The sequence below is a fragment of the Tepidicaulis sp. genome (assembly GCF_965222285.1).
Taxonomy (GTDB): domain Bacteria; phylum Pseudomonadota; class Alphaproteobacteria; order Parvibaculales; family Parvibaculaceae; genus Tepidicaulis.
The window spans coordinates 2759367-2775535 of sequence record NZ_OZ244942.1 but is presented as its reverse complement, the minus strand read 5'-3'; the positions used below and the strand labels follow the sequence as shown (position 1 = coordinate 2775535).

Annotated in this window: 14 protein-coding genes; 7 read left to right on the top strand and 7 right to left on the bottom strand. The window is 53.0% G+C overall.

Annotated elements, in window-relative coordinates:
• Positions 1 to 1083, top strand: coding sequence for an SAVED domain-containing protein (locus ACOQOT_RS13245; RefSeq protein WP_348323353.1), 1083 nt, complete (start codon positions 1 to 3; stop codon positions 1081 to 1083).
• Positions 1084 to 1130: 47 nt separating this feature from the next.
• On the opposite strand, the gene ACOQOT_RS13240 is transcribed toward ACOQOT_RS13245, so the two are convergent.
• Together ACOQOT_RS13240 and ACOQOT_RS13235 are read right to left on the bottom strand one after the other, a co-directional pair.
• Positions 1131 to 2834, bottom strand: coding sequence for a recombinase family protein (locus ACOQOT_RS13240; RefSeq protein ID WP_420559724.1), 1704 nt, complete (start codon positions 2832 to 2834; stop codon positions 1131 to 1133).
• A 63-nt stretch (positions 2835 to 2897) separates the two neighbouring features.
• Positions 2898 to 4064 carry an AAA family ATPase gene (locus ACOQOT_RS13235; RefSeq protein ID WP_420559723.1) on the bottom strand — a complete coding sequence of 389 codons (1167 nt, stop codon included), beginning with the start codon at positions 4062 to 4064 and terminating at the stop codon, positions 2898 to 2900.
• A gap of 291 nt (positions 4065 to 4355) precedes the next feature.
• Here ACOQOT_RS13235 and ACOQOT_RS13230 point away from each other — a divergent pair, with 291 nt between their 5' ends.
• Both ACOQOT_RS13230 and ACOQOT_RS13225 read left to right on the top strand, forming a co-directional pair.
• Complete coding sequence (locus tag ACOQOT_RS13230) at positions 4356 to 4586, top strand: hypothetical protein (protein WP_420559722.1); 231 nt, start codon at positions 4356 to 4358, stop codon at positions 4584 to 4586.
• Between the two features lie 75 nt (positions 4587 to 4661).
• A complete protein-coding gene (locus ACOQOT_RS13225; protein WP_420559721.1) occupies positions 4662 to 5822 on the top strand; it encodes a hypothetical protein in 1161 nt (386 codons plus the stop codon).
• Positions 5823 to 5889: 67 nt separating this feature from the next.
• On the opposite strand, the gene ACOQOT_RS13220 is transcribed toward ACOQOT_RS13225, so the two are convergent.
• From ACOQOT_RS13220 to ACOQOT_RS13200, 5 genes are all read right to left on the bottom strand, one after another.
• Positions 5890 to 6174 carry a hypothetical protein gene (locus ACOQOT_RS13220; protein WP_420559720.1) on the bottom strand — a complete coding sequence of 95 codons (285 nt, stop codon included), beginning with the start codon at positions 6172 to 6174 and terminating at the stop codon, positions 5890 to 5892.
• A gap of 80 nt (positions 6175 to 6254) precedes the next feature.
• Positions 6255 to 7358, bottom strand: coding sequence for a MobV family relaxase (gene mobV, locus ACOQOT_RS13215; RefSeq protein WP_420559719.1), 1104 nt, complete (start codon positions 7356 to 7358; stop codon positions 6255 to 6257).
• A gap of 405 nt (positions 7359 to 7763) precedes the next feature.
• A complete protein-coding gene (locus tag ACOQOT_RS13210; protein ID WP_420561951.1) occupies positions 7764 to 10304 on the bottom strand; it encodes a restriction endonuclease in 2541 nt (846 codons plus the stop codon).
• Positions 10297 to 11952 (bottom strand): Eco57I restriction-modification methylase domain-containing protein, encoded by a 1656-nt coding sequence (locus ACOQOT_RS13205; protein WP_420559718.1) that lies wholly within the window; start codon positions 11950 to 11952, stop codon positions 10297 to 10299. The genes ACOQOT_RS13210 and ACOQOT_RS13205 overlap by 8 nt, the downstream gene beginning before the upstream one ends.
• A gap of 4 nt (positions 11953 to 11956) precedes the next feature.
• Positions 11957 to 12601, bottom strand: a complete 645-nt coding sequence (locus tag ACOQOT_RS13200; RefSeq protein ID WP_420559717.1) for an N-6 DNA methylase — start codon at positions 12599 to 12601, stop codon at positions 11957 to 11959.
• Positions 12602 to 12967: 366 nt separating this feature from the next.
• On the opposite strand from ACOQOT_RS13200, the gene ACOQOT_RS13195 reads away from it, so the two are divergent.
• The 4 genes from ACOQOT_RS13195 (at position 12968) to ACOQOT_RS13180 (ending at position 16112) form a co-directional block, all read left to right on the top strand.
• Positions 12968 to 13777 carry a hypothetical protein gene (locus ACOQOT_RS13195; RefSeq protein WP_420559716.1) on the top strand — a complete coding sequence of 270 codons (810 nt, stop codon included), beginning with the start codon at positions 12968 to 12970 and terminating at the stop codon, positions 13775 to 13777.
• 87 nt (positions 13778 to 13864) lie between these two features.
• Entirely contained in the window at positions 13865 to 14941 is a 1077-nt protein-coding gene (locus ACOQOT_RS13190; protein WP_420559715.1) for a hypothetical protein, read from the top strand.
• Positions 14938 to 15531: a hypothetical protein gene (locus tag ACOQOT_RS13185; RefSeq protein WP_420559714.1), complete on the top strand. Its 594-nt coding sequence runs from the start codon at positions 14938 to 14940 to the stop codon at positions 15529 to 15531. The genes ACOQOT_RS13190 and ACOQOT_RS13185 overlap by 4 nt, the downstream gene beginning before the upstream one ends.
• Entirely contained in the window at positions 15528 to 16112 is a 585-nt protein-coding gene (locus ACOQOT_RS13180) for a hypothetical protein (protein ID WP_420559713.1), read from the top strand. The genes ACOQOT_RS13185 and ACOQOT_RS13180 overlap by 4 nt, the downstream gene beginning before the upstream one ends.
• The last annotated feature ends 57 nt before the right edge of the window (positions 16113 to 16169 follow it).

The window sequence follows — 16169 nt, the reverse complement described above, 5'->3', positions numbered from 1 at the left end:
ATGGGAACACTAGACTATGTCATAAGGGCGCTGGCGGACTGGACCTTCAGGAAGCGTTCAATTGGTTACTTCCTCGTCAGAGGAGGTGTGGCGCTTCTGGCTCTCTTAATCGCAGGTAACGTATTTAGTGTCAGCATTCCAACCGAATTTGGGCCACTGACATTCAACTACGAAGCCGGTCAAGCTTCGGTCATTCTCACGACCCTTTCGTACATTGCGGCAGCGACTCTCATTGTCGTCGGCCTCATATTGATCTGGCGTGAGCATCAAAGTCTGGGCCGCAAGCGTGTGTTCGTCTTGGAGTTCCGAGGGCTTCGGGACTGGAATGGCTCTCCCTTGGCCGAGGCCATTCCTCATTCCTTGCCCGGAAGAAGAGAGCAAGTGCTGGTAGACCTGCGGCAACGCGTAAACGACGGATTGATCGTTGATCCGCAAGCTGCTGTCGATCGGTTGATGACGTTGCGCCAAGAGCTAGACACGCGGGAAGATGGGGCAGATCGCCGAGATATTTTGTATGTGGCAGGCGGACTTGCACCAGTTCCTCTTTCATTTCTGGCGGGCATCCTGCTCGATGACGAAGCTTCTGTCATGTTTATGGATTGGAATCGGCATGAACGGCGGTGGCAAGAACTTAATTCCGAGGATGATGGCAGGAGATTTGAAGTCTCGGGCATGGGAGACATTCCTGACGGTACGGCCGAGGTTGTTCTCGCCGTCTCGGTCTCTTATCGAGTAGACACACAAGGAGCTCTATTGAAGTGTGGCGCGCTTCCGCTAGTGCATCTGGAGCACGCGGATATTGAGGCTGCGCCTATGGATGCTCATTGGTCAGAACAAAAGCAGTTGGCCTTGGGGCAGCAGTTTCTTGATACAGCTATAGCGCTTGGCAATAGAGGCGTTAGAACCATTCACCTGTTTTTTGCCGGGCCGAATAGCCTTGTTCTGCGTTTCGGAAGTCTCTACGACAAACGAAATTTGCCGTCTCTCATTGTGTACCAGTATGACCAAACGGCGGCACCTCCATTCACATGGTCAATCCAGATGCCAGTAGCTGGTCGTCTGAGACCAAATGTTATCGCTTGACGGGACGTCGTCGAGTTAGTCGCTTGGGACTTTCGCTAACGGTAAACTTACTCAAATCTTGTTCGCATTCTTGGAATCTTCAGTTCCGTCAACCGCAAGTATCGTCGGTTGCGGGCCCCCGCAACCAACTTTAGCGAATGCGCCGTAGCCTTATAGGCTGCGGCGTTTTCGTTGGTGCCTAAGGCCAGCAAGGCGGCCAATTCCCCAACAAGTTCAATTTCATGGGTGTCCTTGTCCCCGGCGTGATGAATGACGATGCGGTCCAAAAGGGTGCGGACTGCGTCGATGGCCTGGGACCGGGTGGAGGGATCGTTCAATGTGGAAACGAGGTTTTCCACTTTGCCTTTGTAGATTTTGGCGATGTTCTTGGGAATCACCGGGACAGGCTCGCGTTGCCCAGCCAACTCTTGCGTGAGCGCGGCCTTCTTTTCTTCCAAAGCTTCCAGTTCTGATTTCGTTGACGCGGTGAATATCCCTTCGCGTATTGCGGCCATGATGTTGCCGATCTGGCGTTCGGTCGATTTCAGTGCTTTTTCCGTTCGTCGTTCGGCAATCTGTTTCTGTGAGTAAAGTTCCCGCTGCTTGCGTTCGTATGCCTCGATGAAAGCGGCCACGGCTTCGGGCTGCATAAGCTCGTCACGAATACCGCCCAAAACCATTTCCTCAAGCTTTGTCTGGGCGATGCCGGGCATTCCCTCGCAGGCTGCTGGGCCTTTTTCCCGCGCATTTGCGCAGTAGTACCGCTTGGGCCGGGAGCCGCCGATATTCATGCGGCCACCACATTTGCCGCAATGCAGGAGGCCGCTCAGAAGATAGGCTGGACGTCTTGCTGCATGAGCTCCCGAAAGATGATGCCTGTCGCCGGTATCGCGGGCACTCCGGGTCTGATCGATCTGGCCTTGGCGGGCCTTTACCTTGGCCCAAAGTTCATCACTGACAATCTGCAATTGAGGGACGGCTTCAGTCTGCCATTCTTCAGGCGGGTTTAGCCGGGAGACGCGCCGGTTGCCGTCAACGCTTTTCACATAGCGCAGTCTGTTCCAAATCCGCTTGCCGATATAAATCTCGTTGTTGAGAATGCCCGTGCCGCGCTGGCGGTTGCCAAGAAGCGTGTTCGCTTTCCAAAGCTTGCCGCTGGGTGACGGTATTCCTTCCATATTCAGGCGGGCGGCAATCTTCTTAGGACCAAGGCCGTTGGCATAGTCGGTGAAAATCTGACGGACTGTCGCGGCCTCTTCTTCCACGATTTCAAGATCGCCAGTTGCCTTCACGCCATTCATCACTGGAATTCGATAACCATAGGAGCGTCCGCCTGCGGACTTCCCGCTCTTGACCCGCGCTTCCAAACCCCTGTGAGTCTTCTCCGCCAGTTGCTTCAGGTAAATGGCATTGATGGTGGACGACATCCCGACATGCAGTTCGGTAATATCGCCCTCCGACAGCGTGAACATCTTTACGTTGTGAAAGGCACAAAGTTTGGAGAGGTTGGCGGTTTCCTCTTGGTCACGTGAAATGCGGTCCAGGGCCTCGGCCATTACAATGTCGATGGCTTCCGACTGTATGAGCGTCCGCAACGCCTGATAGCCTGGGCGGCTGCGCACAGTGCCAGAAATGGCTTCGTCTGTAAGACGGTTGATAACCTTCCAGTCTTGCCGGTTTGCGTGCTCCTCGCAAAGTGCGATTTGATCTTGAGCGCTTGTGGGATTTTGGCGTTCGTCGGAAAATCGGGCGTAAATGGCGACGCGGAACATAAGGACTTCTCTAGGTTTTATGGTGCTGTCACAAAATCATCCAGCTTCTAGTGACGCATCTTTTTAGGGAATTGTGTAGATAAAAGTTTTTCCGATCTTGCCTGGACTTGAAATGTGGCCATCTTCGTCGAGCTTCTTTATACGAGAGTTCAGTGTACTCCGGGATATGCTCATGCTCTTGCCGACGCACTCTAATATGGTGTCCACCGTGGCATTCCCTTCACGCTGTAGTTGTTTTATGGCTTGTTTGATGGCGTCGTTCTCCTCCTTACAGCGTATATCCGATTTCCGTAAAGCTTTGTTGGGCTGTGGGGTTTTGTCACTTTTCTGATTAGTTTTGTGCGGTCGATCTTGCGGTTTGGTGTTGGTCACCATTTGCGGGAATTTTCCCAGCGGCTTGTCTTCACTGTATTCTTGTGACTTAAAGCTGATTTCGATATCGGGCATTTCCGCAGCTTCGCGCTGCTTCGTCATTTCTATAATGGTTCGATGTTGGTTGACGCCTTTGAGGTTGAGGATTGTATCCATGCCCGCCTCAAGTGCGGAAGAACCCCGAGCGCCATTTGCTTTTTTGCCTTCATGATGAACCACAAGGACAGAGCAGTGAAACGTTGATGATATCTCGCGCAGGCCTTCGACCAGCCGTTGCATATCTCGTGCTTCGTTTTCATTTCCATCCATAAACGAGATCATTGGATCAAGAACGATAAGGTCTATAGGTTCAATCTCTTTCAATTTACGGCAAAGTTTGTCGAGTTCTTCTGACTCATCTATCCTGTGTGGAATTTCAGCAAAGAAGAATCGCCCCTCTCCGATGTCGAATAGTTCTTTGCCTTTGTCTTGAACCAATCGTTCCATTTCTTTGCTAGATTGAGCATCTTTATCATGCTCAATATCGTAGCTGTGCATGATCCAACCATGAATGCGGCGCAAAAGCCCATCTGGTCGTTCGGCCAAAACATATGCAATGCGATTAGACCGAGGTTTTTCCGGGCTAATGGGATGACCAATGGGATGGCCCAACCAGTCATTTCCAGTCGCGATTGAGCAAGCCCAATCTAGGGCGAGAAAAGTTTTTCCTTTGCCTCGTTGCCCGAAAATGCAGATGAGGCTTTCCCTCGGCAAAACATCCTTAATCAACCAGTCCGGCCAATGAAGCTCTAGATTTGAGAATTTCTTCCATTCGAGCGTGCTTTCCGTCGTTTCCTGGGCCGTTTGGTTGGCAGGCATCTCTCTGCTCTAATTTTCAAGTTTCAAATATGCCCCTAAGGGTGGAGGCAAAAAGTTGAAATTTTGAAAATTATATAAACACCCCCTTTCAGGGTGTGTTTGTGGGTGTGTTCGCAGCGGCAGCCAGTTTTTAGAGCGCACCCACAAACACACTTCATGAGGACTGTCAGTCGGGGGTGTTTTGGGAAGTGAAGGGGGGAGGCTCGGTCGGTGGGCTTAACGCAAGCGAAGCCCGCCGACCGAGCTGAAAGAGCCGTTGGCGGGACGTTGCAACTCCAAGACGAGGCCGCCATGACCCGATATCAAATCGCCAAGCCTGCCAACGACAATATCCAAAGCCAGTGTCAAGTAATGGAGCGGAAGACTGCGCTCCTGCTGCCGATTGTAGAGCTGATAGCCGCGCAAGCTGCGAGCGACGCCACTGGTGCTGCAGCCAATGATAGCGGGTCAGAGGAGAAAGAGAAGGGAGAGAAGGGAGAGAAGGGAGAGAAGGGAGAGAAGGGAGAGAGGTTCTGGGCCTGATCGTCATTTCCGCACCGGTTGGTGAGCGCAAATGCCGCTCGATCCCAAAACCTAGTGAACATAAGGAAAAGAGTTATGTCGATTAATCCTTCGAATCCTTCGCTTCTTACAGTCAACCGCAGGGTCAGCAAGGCTGGTTATGTGGACATCAAGCTTGGAGACGACCTCCTGGCGAGAACCGGTTTTAAGCAGGGGACGAAAGTTGGCGTCAGCCTAAAGTTCTTGGAAGATAAGAACGGGCGTGTCATGCCGGAGCTCACTCTTCACGCGGACGAGAACGGAAATTCCGTTGTTTTGAAGCGAGGAAAGCCCACCTTGCCAATTGAAGAATATGTTGCCGAGCTGTTCAGGGGAGCGGTAATTTATTCCGCAGAGCTCGTCACAGGTAAGGCGCGCATTCGTCGTCTCGTGTCTTATAACGATAACTTCGAGCCGGTCATGGCAAAGGAAAACTGTAAGCCGGTGGTTTGCCAGGAAGAGTTCCGTATTGTGCCGGATTTTCTGAAGTCTGTCACAATCGCGCCAGGTGCTGCGGCTCGTTTCAACAGGCTGGCATCTAACAATAACGGAAAAAGAACCACTTCGGCGGGAGACGAATGTTACACGCCGGTGTTTTTGGTCGATTTGGTGCTGGAGGCGTTGGGTGTCGACGAGTTCGACATCGATGTGTGTTCTATGCACAGCTCGGGAAAATTCGGCGGTCAATCCTCGCAAAAACCTCAATGGGGTTCGACGCCGCCGAGTCTGCGGTGTCCCCGCAAGGTAGTTGGTTCAGTTCCCGCCAAATCCCGGTTTACGAACGACTTGCCATTTGGTTCTCTTGGCCGTGCGTGGCGAGGAGACAGCATCTGGTGCAACCCTCCTTACTCGCGTCGTCTTTGGGCAACTTGGGCGGAGTACGCTCAGCATCAGGTGGACCAGGGAAATTCTGGAATTGTGGTTCTTCTTGCCCCAATGGATAATGGTGGGCGTCATATTGACCACATCCATTCTGAAGATGCGTTCCCAATCACTCTGTCTCGCGGAGTGCCATTCTTCAAGAAAGAGAAGCGTGGCAAGGATGGAAAGGTCCTCGCACGGAATTATATCGAAACGATCAAGGGGAATCAGTTCATCGTATACGGAAAGCGCAAGAAAGCTATTCCGTTTCTGGACAAACTTCTCGATCTTCTGCTTAAGCTGGAATACATTGAACCCAATCAGCATAAGAAATATCGGGAGTGGCTCCGTCTTTAATAGGCGAAGCATATAAGGATAGATTTAAGAAGAGCCCCAGCCAAGTGCTGGGGCTCTTCTTTTCGACTTAGTTTGCTTTTCTGGCATTCCGGGGTTGCCCTGATTTTTTCAGCGCTACCGTAGTCGCCACCTGAAGGTGCTGCAGTGTCGTAGGGTCATTCGGGCGGTCTTTCCAGGAGCCGAAACCGAGTTTACCTGCAGCTTCGAGCAGGGGCTTTAGCCCATCATCTGGGTAATCCCTTTTGTATTTGGCCCACAGCAGTATAAAGCGCACCTCCGCTTCGCGATCTGTGCAAGGGTGTGCCGCTACGAGAATGGCGGTGATTAGCTGTTCAAACTCTTTCTCTGTCATTTGATGGGTTCCTCTTTGATATCCGCGATATTGCGGATACGCCGAGATAGGACTGAGAGAAGCGAACCCAAATCAGCTAATCACTTTTCAGGCGAAGATGGGGTGTTGTGGCGCCGAGAGCCAAGTTTATTTAAGGCGGCTTTAAGAACTGTCTGGCGGGCAGATTGCTCTGCGGTCAATTCGCTTCCCAGAGAGGCAGCCGCACTTTGAACCTGCTCTGCTGCGGACAGTATGGTGCGGACACTCTCAAGCGCTTTCTTTCTCGCAGCCTCTGCCTTGCGTTCTATTAGGGCCGAGAGGCGGCGCACGGTTCTCCAGACATCGAGCCAGGCGGGCTTTATCCTATCGATGAGGCGTTTTTCCTCTTCAGGTGCCATTTTACGAACCTTGAAGGTCGGCTTCGCCTCGGTGCCGGTTGCGGCGATAATCCGCCCATCGCAATACGCTTCGATTCCGGTGCTCAGGGCTTCGGCTTTTGCCCGCTCTTGCTTGGCCGCCTGTTGTTTCGTTACGGCATCGCGCATTGCAAGAGCGGTGATTGTGGACGCTTCTTTGGCTTCCTCTGCCTGAAACTTGAGGGTGCCGTAGTATTTTTTGATTTCGGTGTGACGAGCCCGCGAACCTTGTTGGCCGCGCTGCAGACCCAATGGCTTCATTGCCTCCGCATATCGGTCTTGCAGCGCCCGTAGCTTTGCGCGGCCATTGAGCCACCGTCCGCAGTTCAGGCGAACAGGCGCTCCTTTCTTCCGCGGACTCCGGTCGAGTGGAACAAATATCGCGTCGATGTGAGGGGTGGACTCGTCCAGATGAAGGATTGAAGAAACGAGATTATCTCCGAATTCTTCCTGTAAAAACTCTTGAGCGCGCGGAAGCCATGCGTCGAGATGGTCCTTATCCCACTCTCCGGCATTCTGCACGCGGCCAGGCCGGAAATATTCCGGGGAGGCGGTGACGAGGAGACGCACGGCAATCACTCCGTTTTTGCGCAGTTTGGATGGATCGAGTCCGGCATCAATTATGTGCCGCCTTACATCTGCATCTGGATTGCCAGAGCCCGAGAGAATGGGATTGTGCCGTGATAGGTCTGCATTAGGTGTCGGGATCGTCCTGTTCATGTGGCCGCTTGCGTTTTTCAGCAGCCGCCAGGACTTTATCTTTTCCGCTCGAAAGATTGCATATGCCATATCGCATTTCCCCATCCCGCCATAGCAGGACGGAGATAGGAACAAAGGGAAGGAAGGCAAATTTTATCGGAGAAGATTTAACGTAGTGACCCACTACGGAATTTCGCCAAGGCGAAATTCCTGTGGGCCAGGCGCTGCGCCCTGGACCCGCATGCCGCCAAAGCGGCAAGCCAGGGGCTCCGTGCCCCCAGCAACCCCCGCGCCAGGGCGTTGCCCTGGACCCTTGCGTTTTGCAGAGCAAGTCAGGGGCTGCGTGCCCCCGACACCCCGCGCCAGGAAAACCGCTCCTGGAATGCGGCTAAGTCTAGGGCGCCGTTTGCGGCGTTCTATGGCGCTCTGCGGCGCTGAATGGGGCGCCTACTAGGCGCTGCATTCGCTCTCGCATGCCTGAAAAGGCCGGTCTGTTTATTCCCTTGCCACGACCGTATCGTAGAGGCCGTAATGGGTCAGACCCTCATGACTTTCGATCCCCGTGTAGCGCAGTGAAGCATCCTCATAGCGGCGAAAGGCAAAGACTGCTTCATTCATCCGTTCGGTATTGAACACTCGCAGGCCGACCAGGAGGTCGAAATCTGCTACTGTCAAGCCTGTCACAGCGAGAAAAAGGTCCGGTTCCAGCTTAGTAATGACATCCTTTAGCGTGTTCTCGCGAAAGTCTGTCAGATACATGAAGGCGGGAATACGTGTGGCGAACTTGATCAGCTTTTCCTGAACGAGCTTGCGCTTGGTTCTGTATTCTTTCTCCTCAGCGCTGAGCTGTTTCTTATCTTTGGTGCTTAGTTCACGATCCTTTGCTTTATCTTTGAGTTCCTTAACCTTATCGCTTTTATTGATAATCGTCTCGATCACATTGTCGCCAAGCGAACGCCAGCCCTCTATGCGTTCCACAGCTGCCATGGCTTTAGGGTCATCAAGAACACGGCGCAATGTGTCGTTGTCCACATTGACTAGTAGTGCGGATTCCCATTTTCGGGCGAGTAGCGTGCCCGATGTTCCGGCCATTGCGATGTCGAGAATGCCGCCCGCATCGATCTGCGTCATGTTCGCGCCGTCATATGCGAGCACGGGCAGAAAGGAAACGAGCTCACGCACTGCATCTTCGGGGTTCGCTGCGCCTGGCGATAGGCCTATGCCGTATTCCGACAACTGCCTCAACGCGCGCGTGGGCGCGAAATCAAACACGAAGCAGATAGGTTTGAGAACTTCTTCCTCGTTGGGGGCGTCACCATCGGGGTTCTTAATCGACCACGGCGATTGCACCCGGAATGCTGCCTGAAAATAAGTTTCAGGAGATTTTAGATTGCGCAGCATAAGGATGGAAGACCATTGCGCCACTGTCACGCCGGTGGTCAGTTTGCCGCATGACAGTGTGATGGTCTTGGTGTCGAAGCCACTGCCGACAGCCTGTCTAACAGGAGGCAAAGCGTCCAGGCCAATCCCCGCAGATGCGCCTGCGGAAACAATCACTTTGTAATCGTGCCAGAATACGTTGTGTTTCTCGGTAAATAGGTTCGCCATCGCGTGACAGGCGGAGACATTTGGCAGGAACCAGAACGAATGTTGCAGGTGCGGTAGCAGCCGTACATCGGAATAGGGAAATGGTGGTCGCGTTCTGGTTTTTAAGCTTTCGATTGATTGCGGTGCATAATTACCGCGGATAATGTCCAGCCATTTCTGCACATAGGTCTTGTGCTTGAACACGGCGTCCTTCCCGTTGCCGGTTGCGGAGAAGAACTCGTTGAGATCGAACTCTTCAAATTCCCCTTCGCTTGCGATTGCAAGAAGCTCGTCTGGCATCTTGTAGGTGAGCAACCGCATCTGAGGCAGGGCGCCGTAGGGGTTCCACTTGTCCGGATGGTTGGCTGCGAACTCTGCCTTGGCGCGTTGTTCATCGGTATAGGTCCAGTTAAATATCTGCTCTTCAATGAATTCACCGGTCGCGAGTGCTTTGAACGGCGTTCCAGACAGATAGAGGTATGCGCGCGTTGTGATTGGCAGAAACTCGGTCTCTTTGTTGGATAGGATATTCAAGTCCTCGTTCACGCCGCCGAGACCGGAGTTGTATTCCAGTTTGGCTTCCTTCTTGGCGACCGCCTCTTCCTCTCCCTCAAAAAGCTCCTTCGCGGTCTCCCTCCAAGCGCCAAAATGGTATTCGTCAAACACCACGAGGTCCCAGTTTATCTGGTGAATCCACTCATTCTTCGGCTTTATGTTTCCTGCGGAATCGCGACCTAACAGGTCCTGGAAAGAGCCGAAGTAGACGACGGGTTTGGAAAGGGGGATTTGGGTTGGGTCGCCGCCGGAGCTTTTCGACAGGTACTGCCAGCCGTCAAAGTCGGCATGGCTCTCCAGATCGGTCTGCCACGCGTCCGCCACGGCAGGCTTGAAAGTTGCCACCAGCACCCGTTTGGCACCGAGTTTCTTCGCCAGCTGATATGTGGTGAAAGTTTTGCCGAACCGCATCTTTGCGTTCCAAAGGAACCGGGGCACCGCCTGCGTGTCCTCTGACCAACGGGACATGAAATATGAATAAGTAATGTCGACGGCCTCGGCCTGTTCCCGGCGCATTGGAAATGTCTGGTGATGACTTCCGCTGAACCTCTTGCCGGTCCGAAGCTCGGTTAGAACGGTTTTCACGTCGCTCACCTTGCAATGCACCCATTCCAGCTCGCTGTTTAAAAACCCTTTCCTGGCCAGAGCTGCGCGCACCTCGTGATCGGAGAAAATGCTTCCATCTTCTCGCTCGGCAGGCTCATCTATCTCAATTCGGTAATTCTTGATTGCAGCGGTCTTCAACTGCTCGGCTACACGTCTTTTTACGTCGCGCGTCGTTTGCCCGACCTTGAGAAGGCCTGCGTGAGCGTCATCTTCAATCGAGTAAGCGTAGATGCGGGGGCGGGCTTCCGGTTTGGCCGCAAGTATGTCATTGATAGTAGGTTTACGCATCGCCACCGTCGCCTAGTGAAATGTCGCCCAAAAGATCACTGGCTAGTTCCATGGGGCGGACGATTTTCTCGATGAAGGCGATCTCTTCGTCGGACAGGCCATAGCGATTATATAGGTCCGAATCGGTCCAGTTTTGTGTCCAGTCTTGCGCCGGTACGAAGGTATACACCCTGCGTGTCGTGTCTTGAGAGGGCTTATGTAGTAGGACCAAGAGGCGCGTAAGTCGACATGCGAGGTAAGATAGCGCGTTGTCGGCTTGTTCCTTGGTGTTAAATGGCCCAATGCAGAGATAAGTCTCGGACGAGATCGTGCCTGGCCCGGCAACAAACGGTGTGCTGATAATCCGGTGGGGATAGGTATCTCTGTTTCCAGTGCCAGGCGCTGCGCGACCAACAAATATCTTCCAGCAATCGATTAGTTCTATGTTCGTCGTAATTGAACTTCGTGGTATGTAGCCGATGCCGCCATTTTGGTAGACTGTCACGTCTTCGTCCGACTGCTTCCTGGCTTTTCCCTTAAATTTAGTCTCAAAGCCGAATGGCTTTCGGGAGCTGACGAGCCGACTAAAACGTTGCTCGTCTGGTAGTGATAGAACATCCTCTTGTCCGGTTTCACGGGCAATAACTTTTCGAAGAATGGACAACCCTTCATTGAAGCGTATGAAAATCTCCGTGCCCTTTTCGAGTAAGGGACGAGTGGCTTGCGAAATGGGCCAATCCTTGAAATGAGTTGTGACCCGGCAAGGTCCACGGTTTTCCTTGTCCCACAGGAAGTAGCAGACGCCGCCTTTCAGGCCCACCCCCGGAAATACGTCCGCTGCGCTGAGGTAATCGTCAATCGAGCGTAGCCGGTCGTCCGAAAGCATCGACTCGCGAAAATCATCGAGCCCTTTGCCCCCGGAAAACCAGCGGGACGGGATGACCATAGTCAGATAGCGCGGCTCGAGGTTCTTCGCCTGTTCGACGAACTTTTGGTAGATCGGGGCGGCGCTTGTGCCATGCCCGCCATCGCCCAGCTGATACGGGGGATTTCCAATGATCACGTCGAAGTGCATGTCACCTCCAAATAGCTCGGCAATCCGAGTCTTGATATTGTCTGTATGAATGAACGCATAGGCATGAGTCTCAAGTTTTTCGCCGCGGTCGAGCGCCGCCTGACTGGCGCCGCAGAACTTGCACCTGCCGTCCACCCACGTGTGTTCTGTGCGATCGAACCAGATATTGCCCGCGGCACTATTGAACCGTCTAGTTACAGAATGCGCGCCATTGGCGAATTTGGAGCAATAGACACTGCGTCGTGCTAGCATTGCGGTCAGGTGTGTGATTCCTATGCCGAACACCTGTTGCGACAAGATATGATCGACGCGTTCCTGAAGGTCCGGGATCTCATCGGCTAGCCCCGCGGTGAGGCGCACGGTGATCTCCCGCAGGAACACGCCGGACTTTGTGAAGGGGTCCAGGAACCTCACATTCTTGTCCGCCCAGATGTTCGCGCCATCGTTCTGTGCGGCCCAGGATTCCGCCAGTGTATCAAGCATCCGATTGGCAAACTCAGGTGGCGTGAATACCTCATCGTTGGAGAGGTTAGCGATGCAAGTCAGAACATCGGGATTACGTCCCTGTAGCGTAAACGGCGCCTGTTCATTCATATAGCTAATCCCCTCTGCTGCTGGCAGAGCCCGCGAGTTCACGCACGGTCATCGGCGGGTATGATGTGGTCGGCTTAAAGATTTCGTGGTTGCCTAGACCCGCGAAAAGCGACCCTTCCGCGCTGAAGCTGGCCATGCCGGTTAGCACGTCGAGCCGGAAGTCCCGGCGCTGGAATTTGCCTTTGCCCAGATACCCCCATTCCACGACACTAATCGCCGCGCCGCTTTTATTGCGCATGGTCATGGCATCGCCATGGACAAGATTGTGGGACAGCACAAAGGAAGCGGCAAGAAATAGGTCGTCGGATTCATTAAGGTTGAGATAATCAGCGAACACTTCCAGCATGTTGGCGCGGCATTCGGCGATGTTGTCGTCCAGAAGTTCAATTCCATAGCAGCACATCAGGCCGAGCAGAGCGTAATGCTCCCTCTCGAAATTATACTTTCCAAATTTTAGCTCTACCGCAGCAAGCTTGCGTTTCAGGATTGGCACAAGGAAATTGCCGCTGCCACAAGCAGGTTCCAGGAAGCGGGCGTCTATCCGCTCCGTTTCGCCTTTTACTAGGTCGAGCATTTTTTCCACGAGCCAAGGTGGCGTGAATACCTCTCCGTGATCGGCAACGCGTTTTTTTGATTTAATCAGGTTCATGAGCAGGTCATGGCAGTTATTGTCAACTCGGTAAACTAAGATATCCAAGTGCGGTAAGCATGGAATATGTCTTCTGATGTCCCCTAGGCGGGGCCAGTCTGCCTCTCCAATGGAACGCAGGCTGTTGGCTTTGCTTGCGGCGGCAGGAGTAAGGTGCTGCCGCCCGTGATGGGATACCTTTCGGGGGAACGAAAACCGCAAAGCAAGTGACCGTCGAGCATACCGCGCATTTGGCTAGGTAATTAAAATTGCTTGTTTCCCATGACACTATCGCGCCAGACTTCCTTTTGCACCCCGGATTCTGCACTGATTGGGCGTTTGTGGCCGGGGCCTTGGAGGGCAACGTATCTATCGAGGGAGGGGGGATTGATCAGAAACCCGGCAAACGGCGTTCAGCGCCGCTTCAATGAATTATGCCAGGGAGGGCGTGCGGGATGGCCAGACAGAGCCGAAGTGCAGGCCCTGCTTCACGATGCAGGGGACCAGCTCAATGAAGTCGGGCGCGGTGAGATTGATGGCTTCCTCGATGAATTTAGTGACAGGAACCCCTGGCATGTCTGCTTTGCCGTTGGCATCTGCTGGGGGCGGCTTGCCAAGCTGAACTCAGATTTCATTGATGCCGCCACCCAGCTGCTTGAAGACTGGAACGACGAAGACCTGATCGTTGCGAAGAAGTTCTACTACGAACGAGGGCCTGATCCGATAGAGCAATCTTTGAGGGGCGGGCATACGGTTTTCTCAACGGTGAAATTGCCAGACAGCATACCCGACAGTCTGAATGGTATGTGCAAGGTTCAAGGTCGTTGGCTGGGAAGAATTGTTGCGACAGACAGGCCCCCCTATATGGGCGCATGGAATGGAACGGCGCTGTTTATGGTGGCACTTTTTGCGAAGCCTAGCATAGCAGCTGATCTAATTGAGCCGGTCATCATATTGCCGCCAGGCGGTCCTATCCACGGAGCCCTTTCAATCCTGCACGACGCGCGCCTCATTTCCCGTCCACCGTCGGGCGGCCCATTGGACGACGATGGTTTCGAGCCGGGTGTCTTGTGGGAGAACAATAGTCTCTTCGAAGAAATCCACGAAGGTCATGACGGCTGGAACTTCCTCGATGTGCACAGTGGCCTCTACATGCTCGGCACGAAACTGCCTGAGTCGGAGAGCTGGTTTCAGTGATCTTTTTATGGTGATATGGTTGTTCTGGCATGGTGGAAATAAGGGGGACTGCGGTGGCTGCGTGTTGCTGTGGTTTGGTGAAATACGATGGCAACAGCTCCTCGCAGAGATAACCGCCAAGTTATCCTGTTTCGAACGGAATTTCCGGCGCGTCCCGTAAACGGTCCAAAACGCATGAAGGGCATTCCGTCGTATGCGCTGAAGGATGTGATTGCGGCTTTGGAAAAAGCAATGGCTTCCAGCGATGCTTCAATGTTCTTTAAGCCGGATGGAGCGCCATATTATGGCGCCAGCCCTTCGGCAGATGACAAGATTGCTTTGAAACTGATCGAGGTACGGTTGGAGGATATCGACACGTATTCTACAAATGGATCAGTTGACTGTTACATCCTGCGATTCTCCTACGCAAACCCTCACGCAGCAGACCCCGGAAAACGCGACTTTAAAACCGACAAGCGCGCGGTCTTTCAAATCTCCCCCGGCGAGGCCGGTGATTTCGGCGCGCATATGCTGATTGCGCCGCCGGACAAGGGAGGGGTACATGCTGGGTTGTCGAAATGTGTGCTTGAGCAGATGACTGGTTTATCACGCTCCAAAATTATCTCGCTTATCCAGCAGGTCGCAAATCAGTATATGGAAGAGAGCGCGAGGCCAACTTACGAGTATGATGAAAAAGTAAGGGGCAAGAAGCAGCGAAAGCGCGACACCACCACGCTGAAGGTGAGGGATTATCCTGAGAAGTCGGAAACTCTTCAGGAGGACATAGACAAGGGTGCCCTCAAAGAAATCCGCTTTGTTTCGAAAGAGGCTTCGACAGACGATCTTCCGCAAGGATTGGAGCGGCCGGTTGAAGTGTTGACGGTCAAGGTCAGTGAGAATTATCGCAAGGGAAAGAACGCTAGGAATCTCATTCACGATGTTGCGGAATATGCGAGAGCCAGGAGCTTAAAGGCAAAACTCGGAATTGAGAAGGAGGAGCGCGGTCGCTCCAGCACAGCCCTTAGGGAGCTGGTCTTGGATAAGAGCGGACTTCTTGATCAGCTTTTTGTAAGGCAAGCGACGATCAGTCCGGGAGTTGATATGCCGATGTGTTATGATGCTACACATGGCGGTATCTGTCAGGCTTTAAAAAGCATTCTGGATGACAAAAGGCTTTGGATGTGAGCGGCACAGGCTTATCACGATGGAAGCTGCTGTCTCCTTTCTTGTTTCTGCGGTTAGAGTATGAGGAGCGGTGGCGGTATAATGCTGTTGCATTTGTAGTTTCGGCTGCTGTTACAGCTGGCTATATGCTGTCTCCAATCAAACCAGAACTCATAGGTCCTTCCGGTGTATTTGAAGATGTTAAACTCTTCGTCACAATCCTGTTTCCGTTCTTTGTTGGCGCGCTTGTCGCTATAGCCACTTATCAACGAAAAGAACTCGATGATTATCCAACAGGAGGGCAGGTGACGCTAGCCCGGAGAGGTGAGGCAGTAAAATATCTAAGCCGAAGACAATTCGTGTGCTTCATATTTGGATATTGCGCTGCGTTAAGCGTCTTTATTTTTCTGATGGTTCTGGCAGGGAAGGTGGCCCGGCCCCTAGTTTGGGCGATTTGTCCGGACGCCGTGGGGTATGTAAAGCCCGTGGCCGTATTCATCCTGTCTGTAAGCTTTACGCATATGCTCATCGTCACCTTCTGGGGCCTTTATTATCTTTCGGACAGGCTTCATTCAGGGGAAAGTAGACGAGAAGAAACGGGGGAGAGATGACGCAACCGGAAAAGCTGCGAGTGGCGGATTTTGGTGGCAGTGTTGAGGGTATCGAAAACTCATCTGGCCATTCAATGTATAAGGACATTTCGATTGATTGGAGCAGGCCAAGGATATGGGAGCGCTATGAGCCAGCACCGGTGGAGGAGTTCGAGAGAGGGCGGAGTTATCTGTATGTGCTCTTGAGGAATCATGGGCGGTCGAATTCGAAGGATCGGATCGCTTATGTCGGAATTACCAAGAACTTGAATACTCGCTTCGCCAATCATCCTGTTGCGAGAAAACTGGCTAATATGCGGGGTGAGACTAAGCTGTCCGTAGGTGAGGTGGATTTCGGTCCTTATCACCATAAAAGAGGAACGCGTCCCTCAATTGAGCAGATCGAACATCTCTTGATATGGGCGCTTGGGCCGACCGAAAACACGCGCAAGAATTTCACATTGCCGGGTATGGGAGCGAATGCAGGGCGGGCATGGCATCTCAAAAACACTGGCTATCGCTTCTCAGGTCAGATGCCACTCGAGATCGTTTATCCGTGGATGTTGATCAAGCCGGGTAGGAATCGCGCAGCCAAGTCATAGCCGCCTCAGCCGACTTCGCCAAAGTTGGAATCCTGCCCCCGCAACCAAAAAACGCCG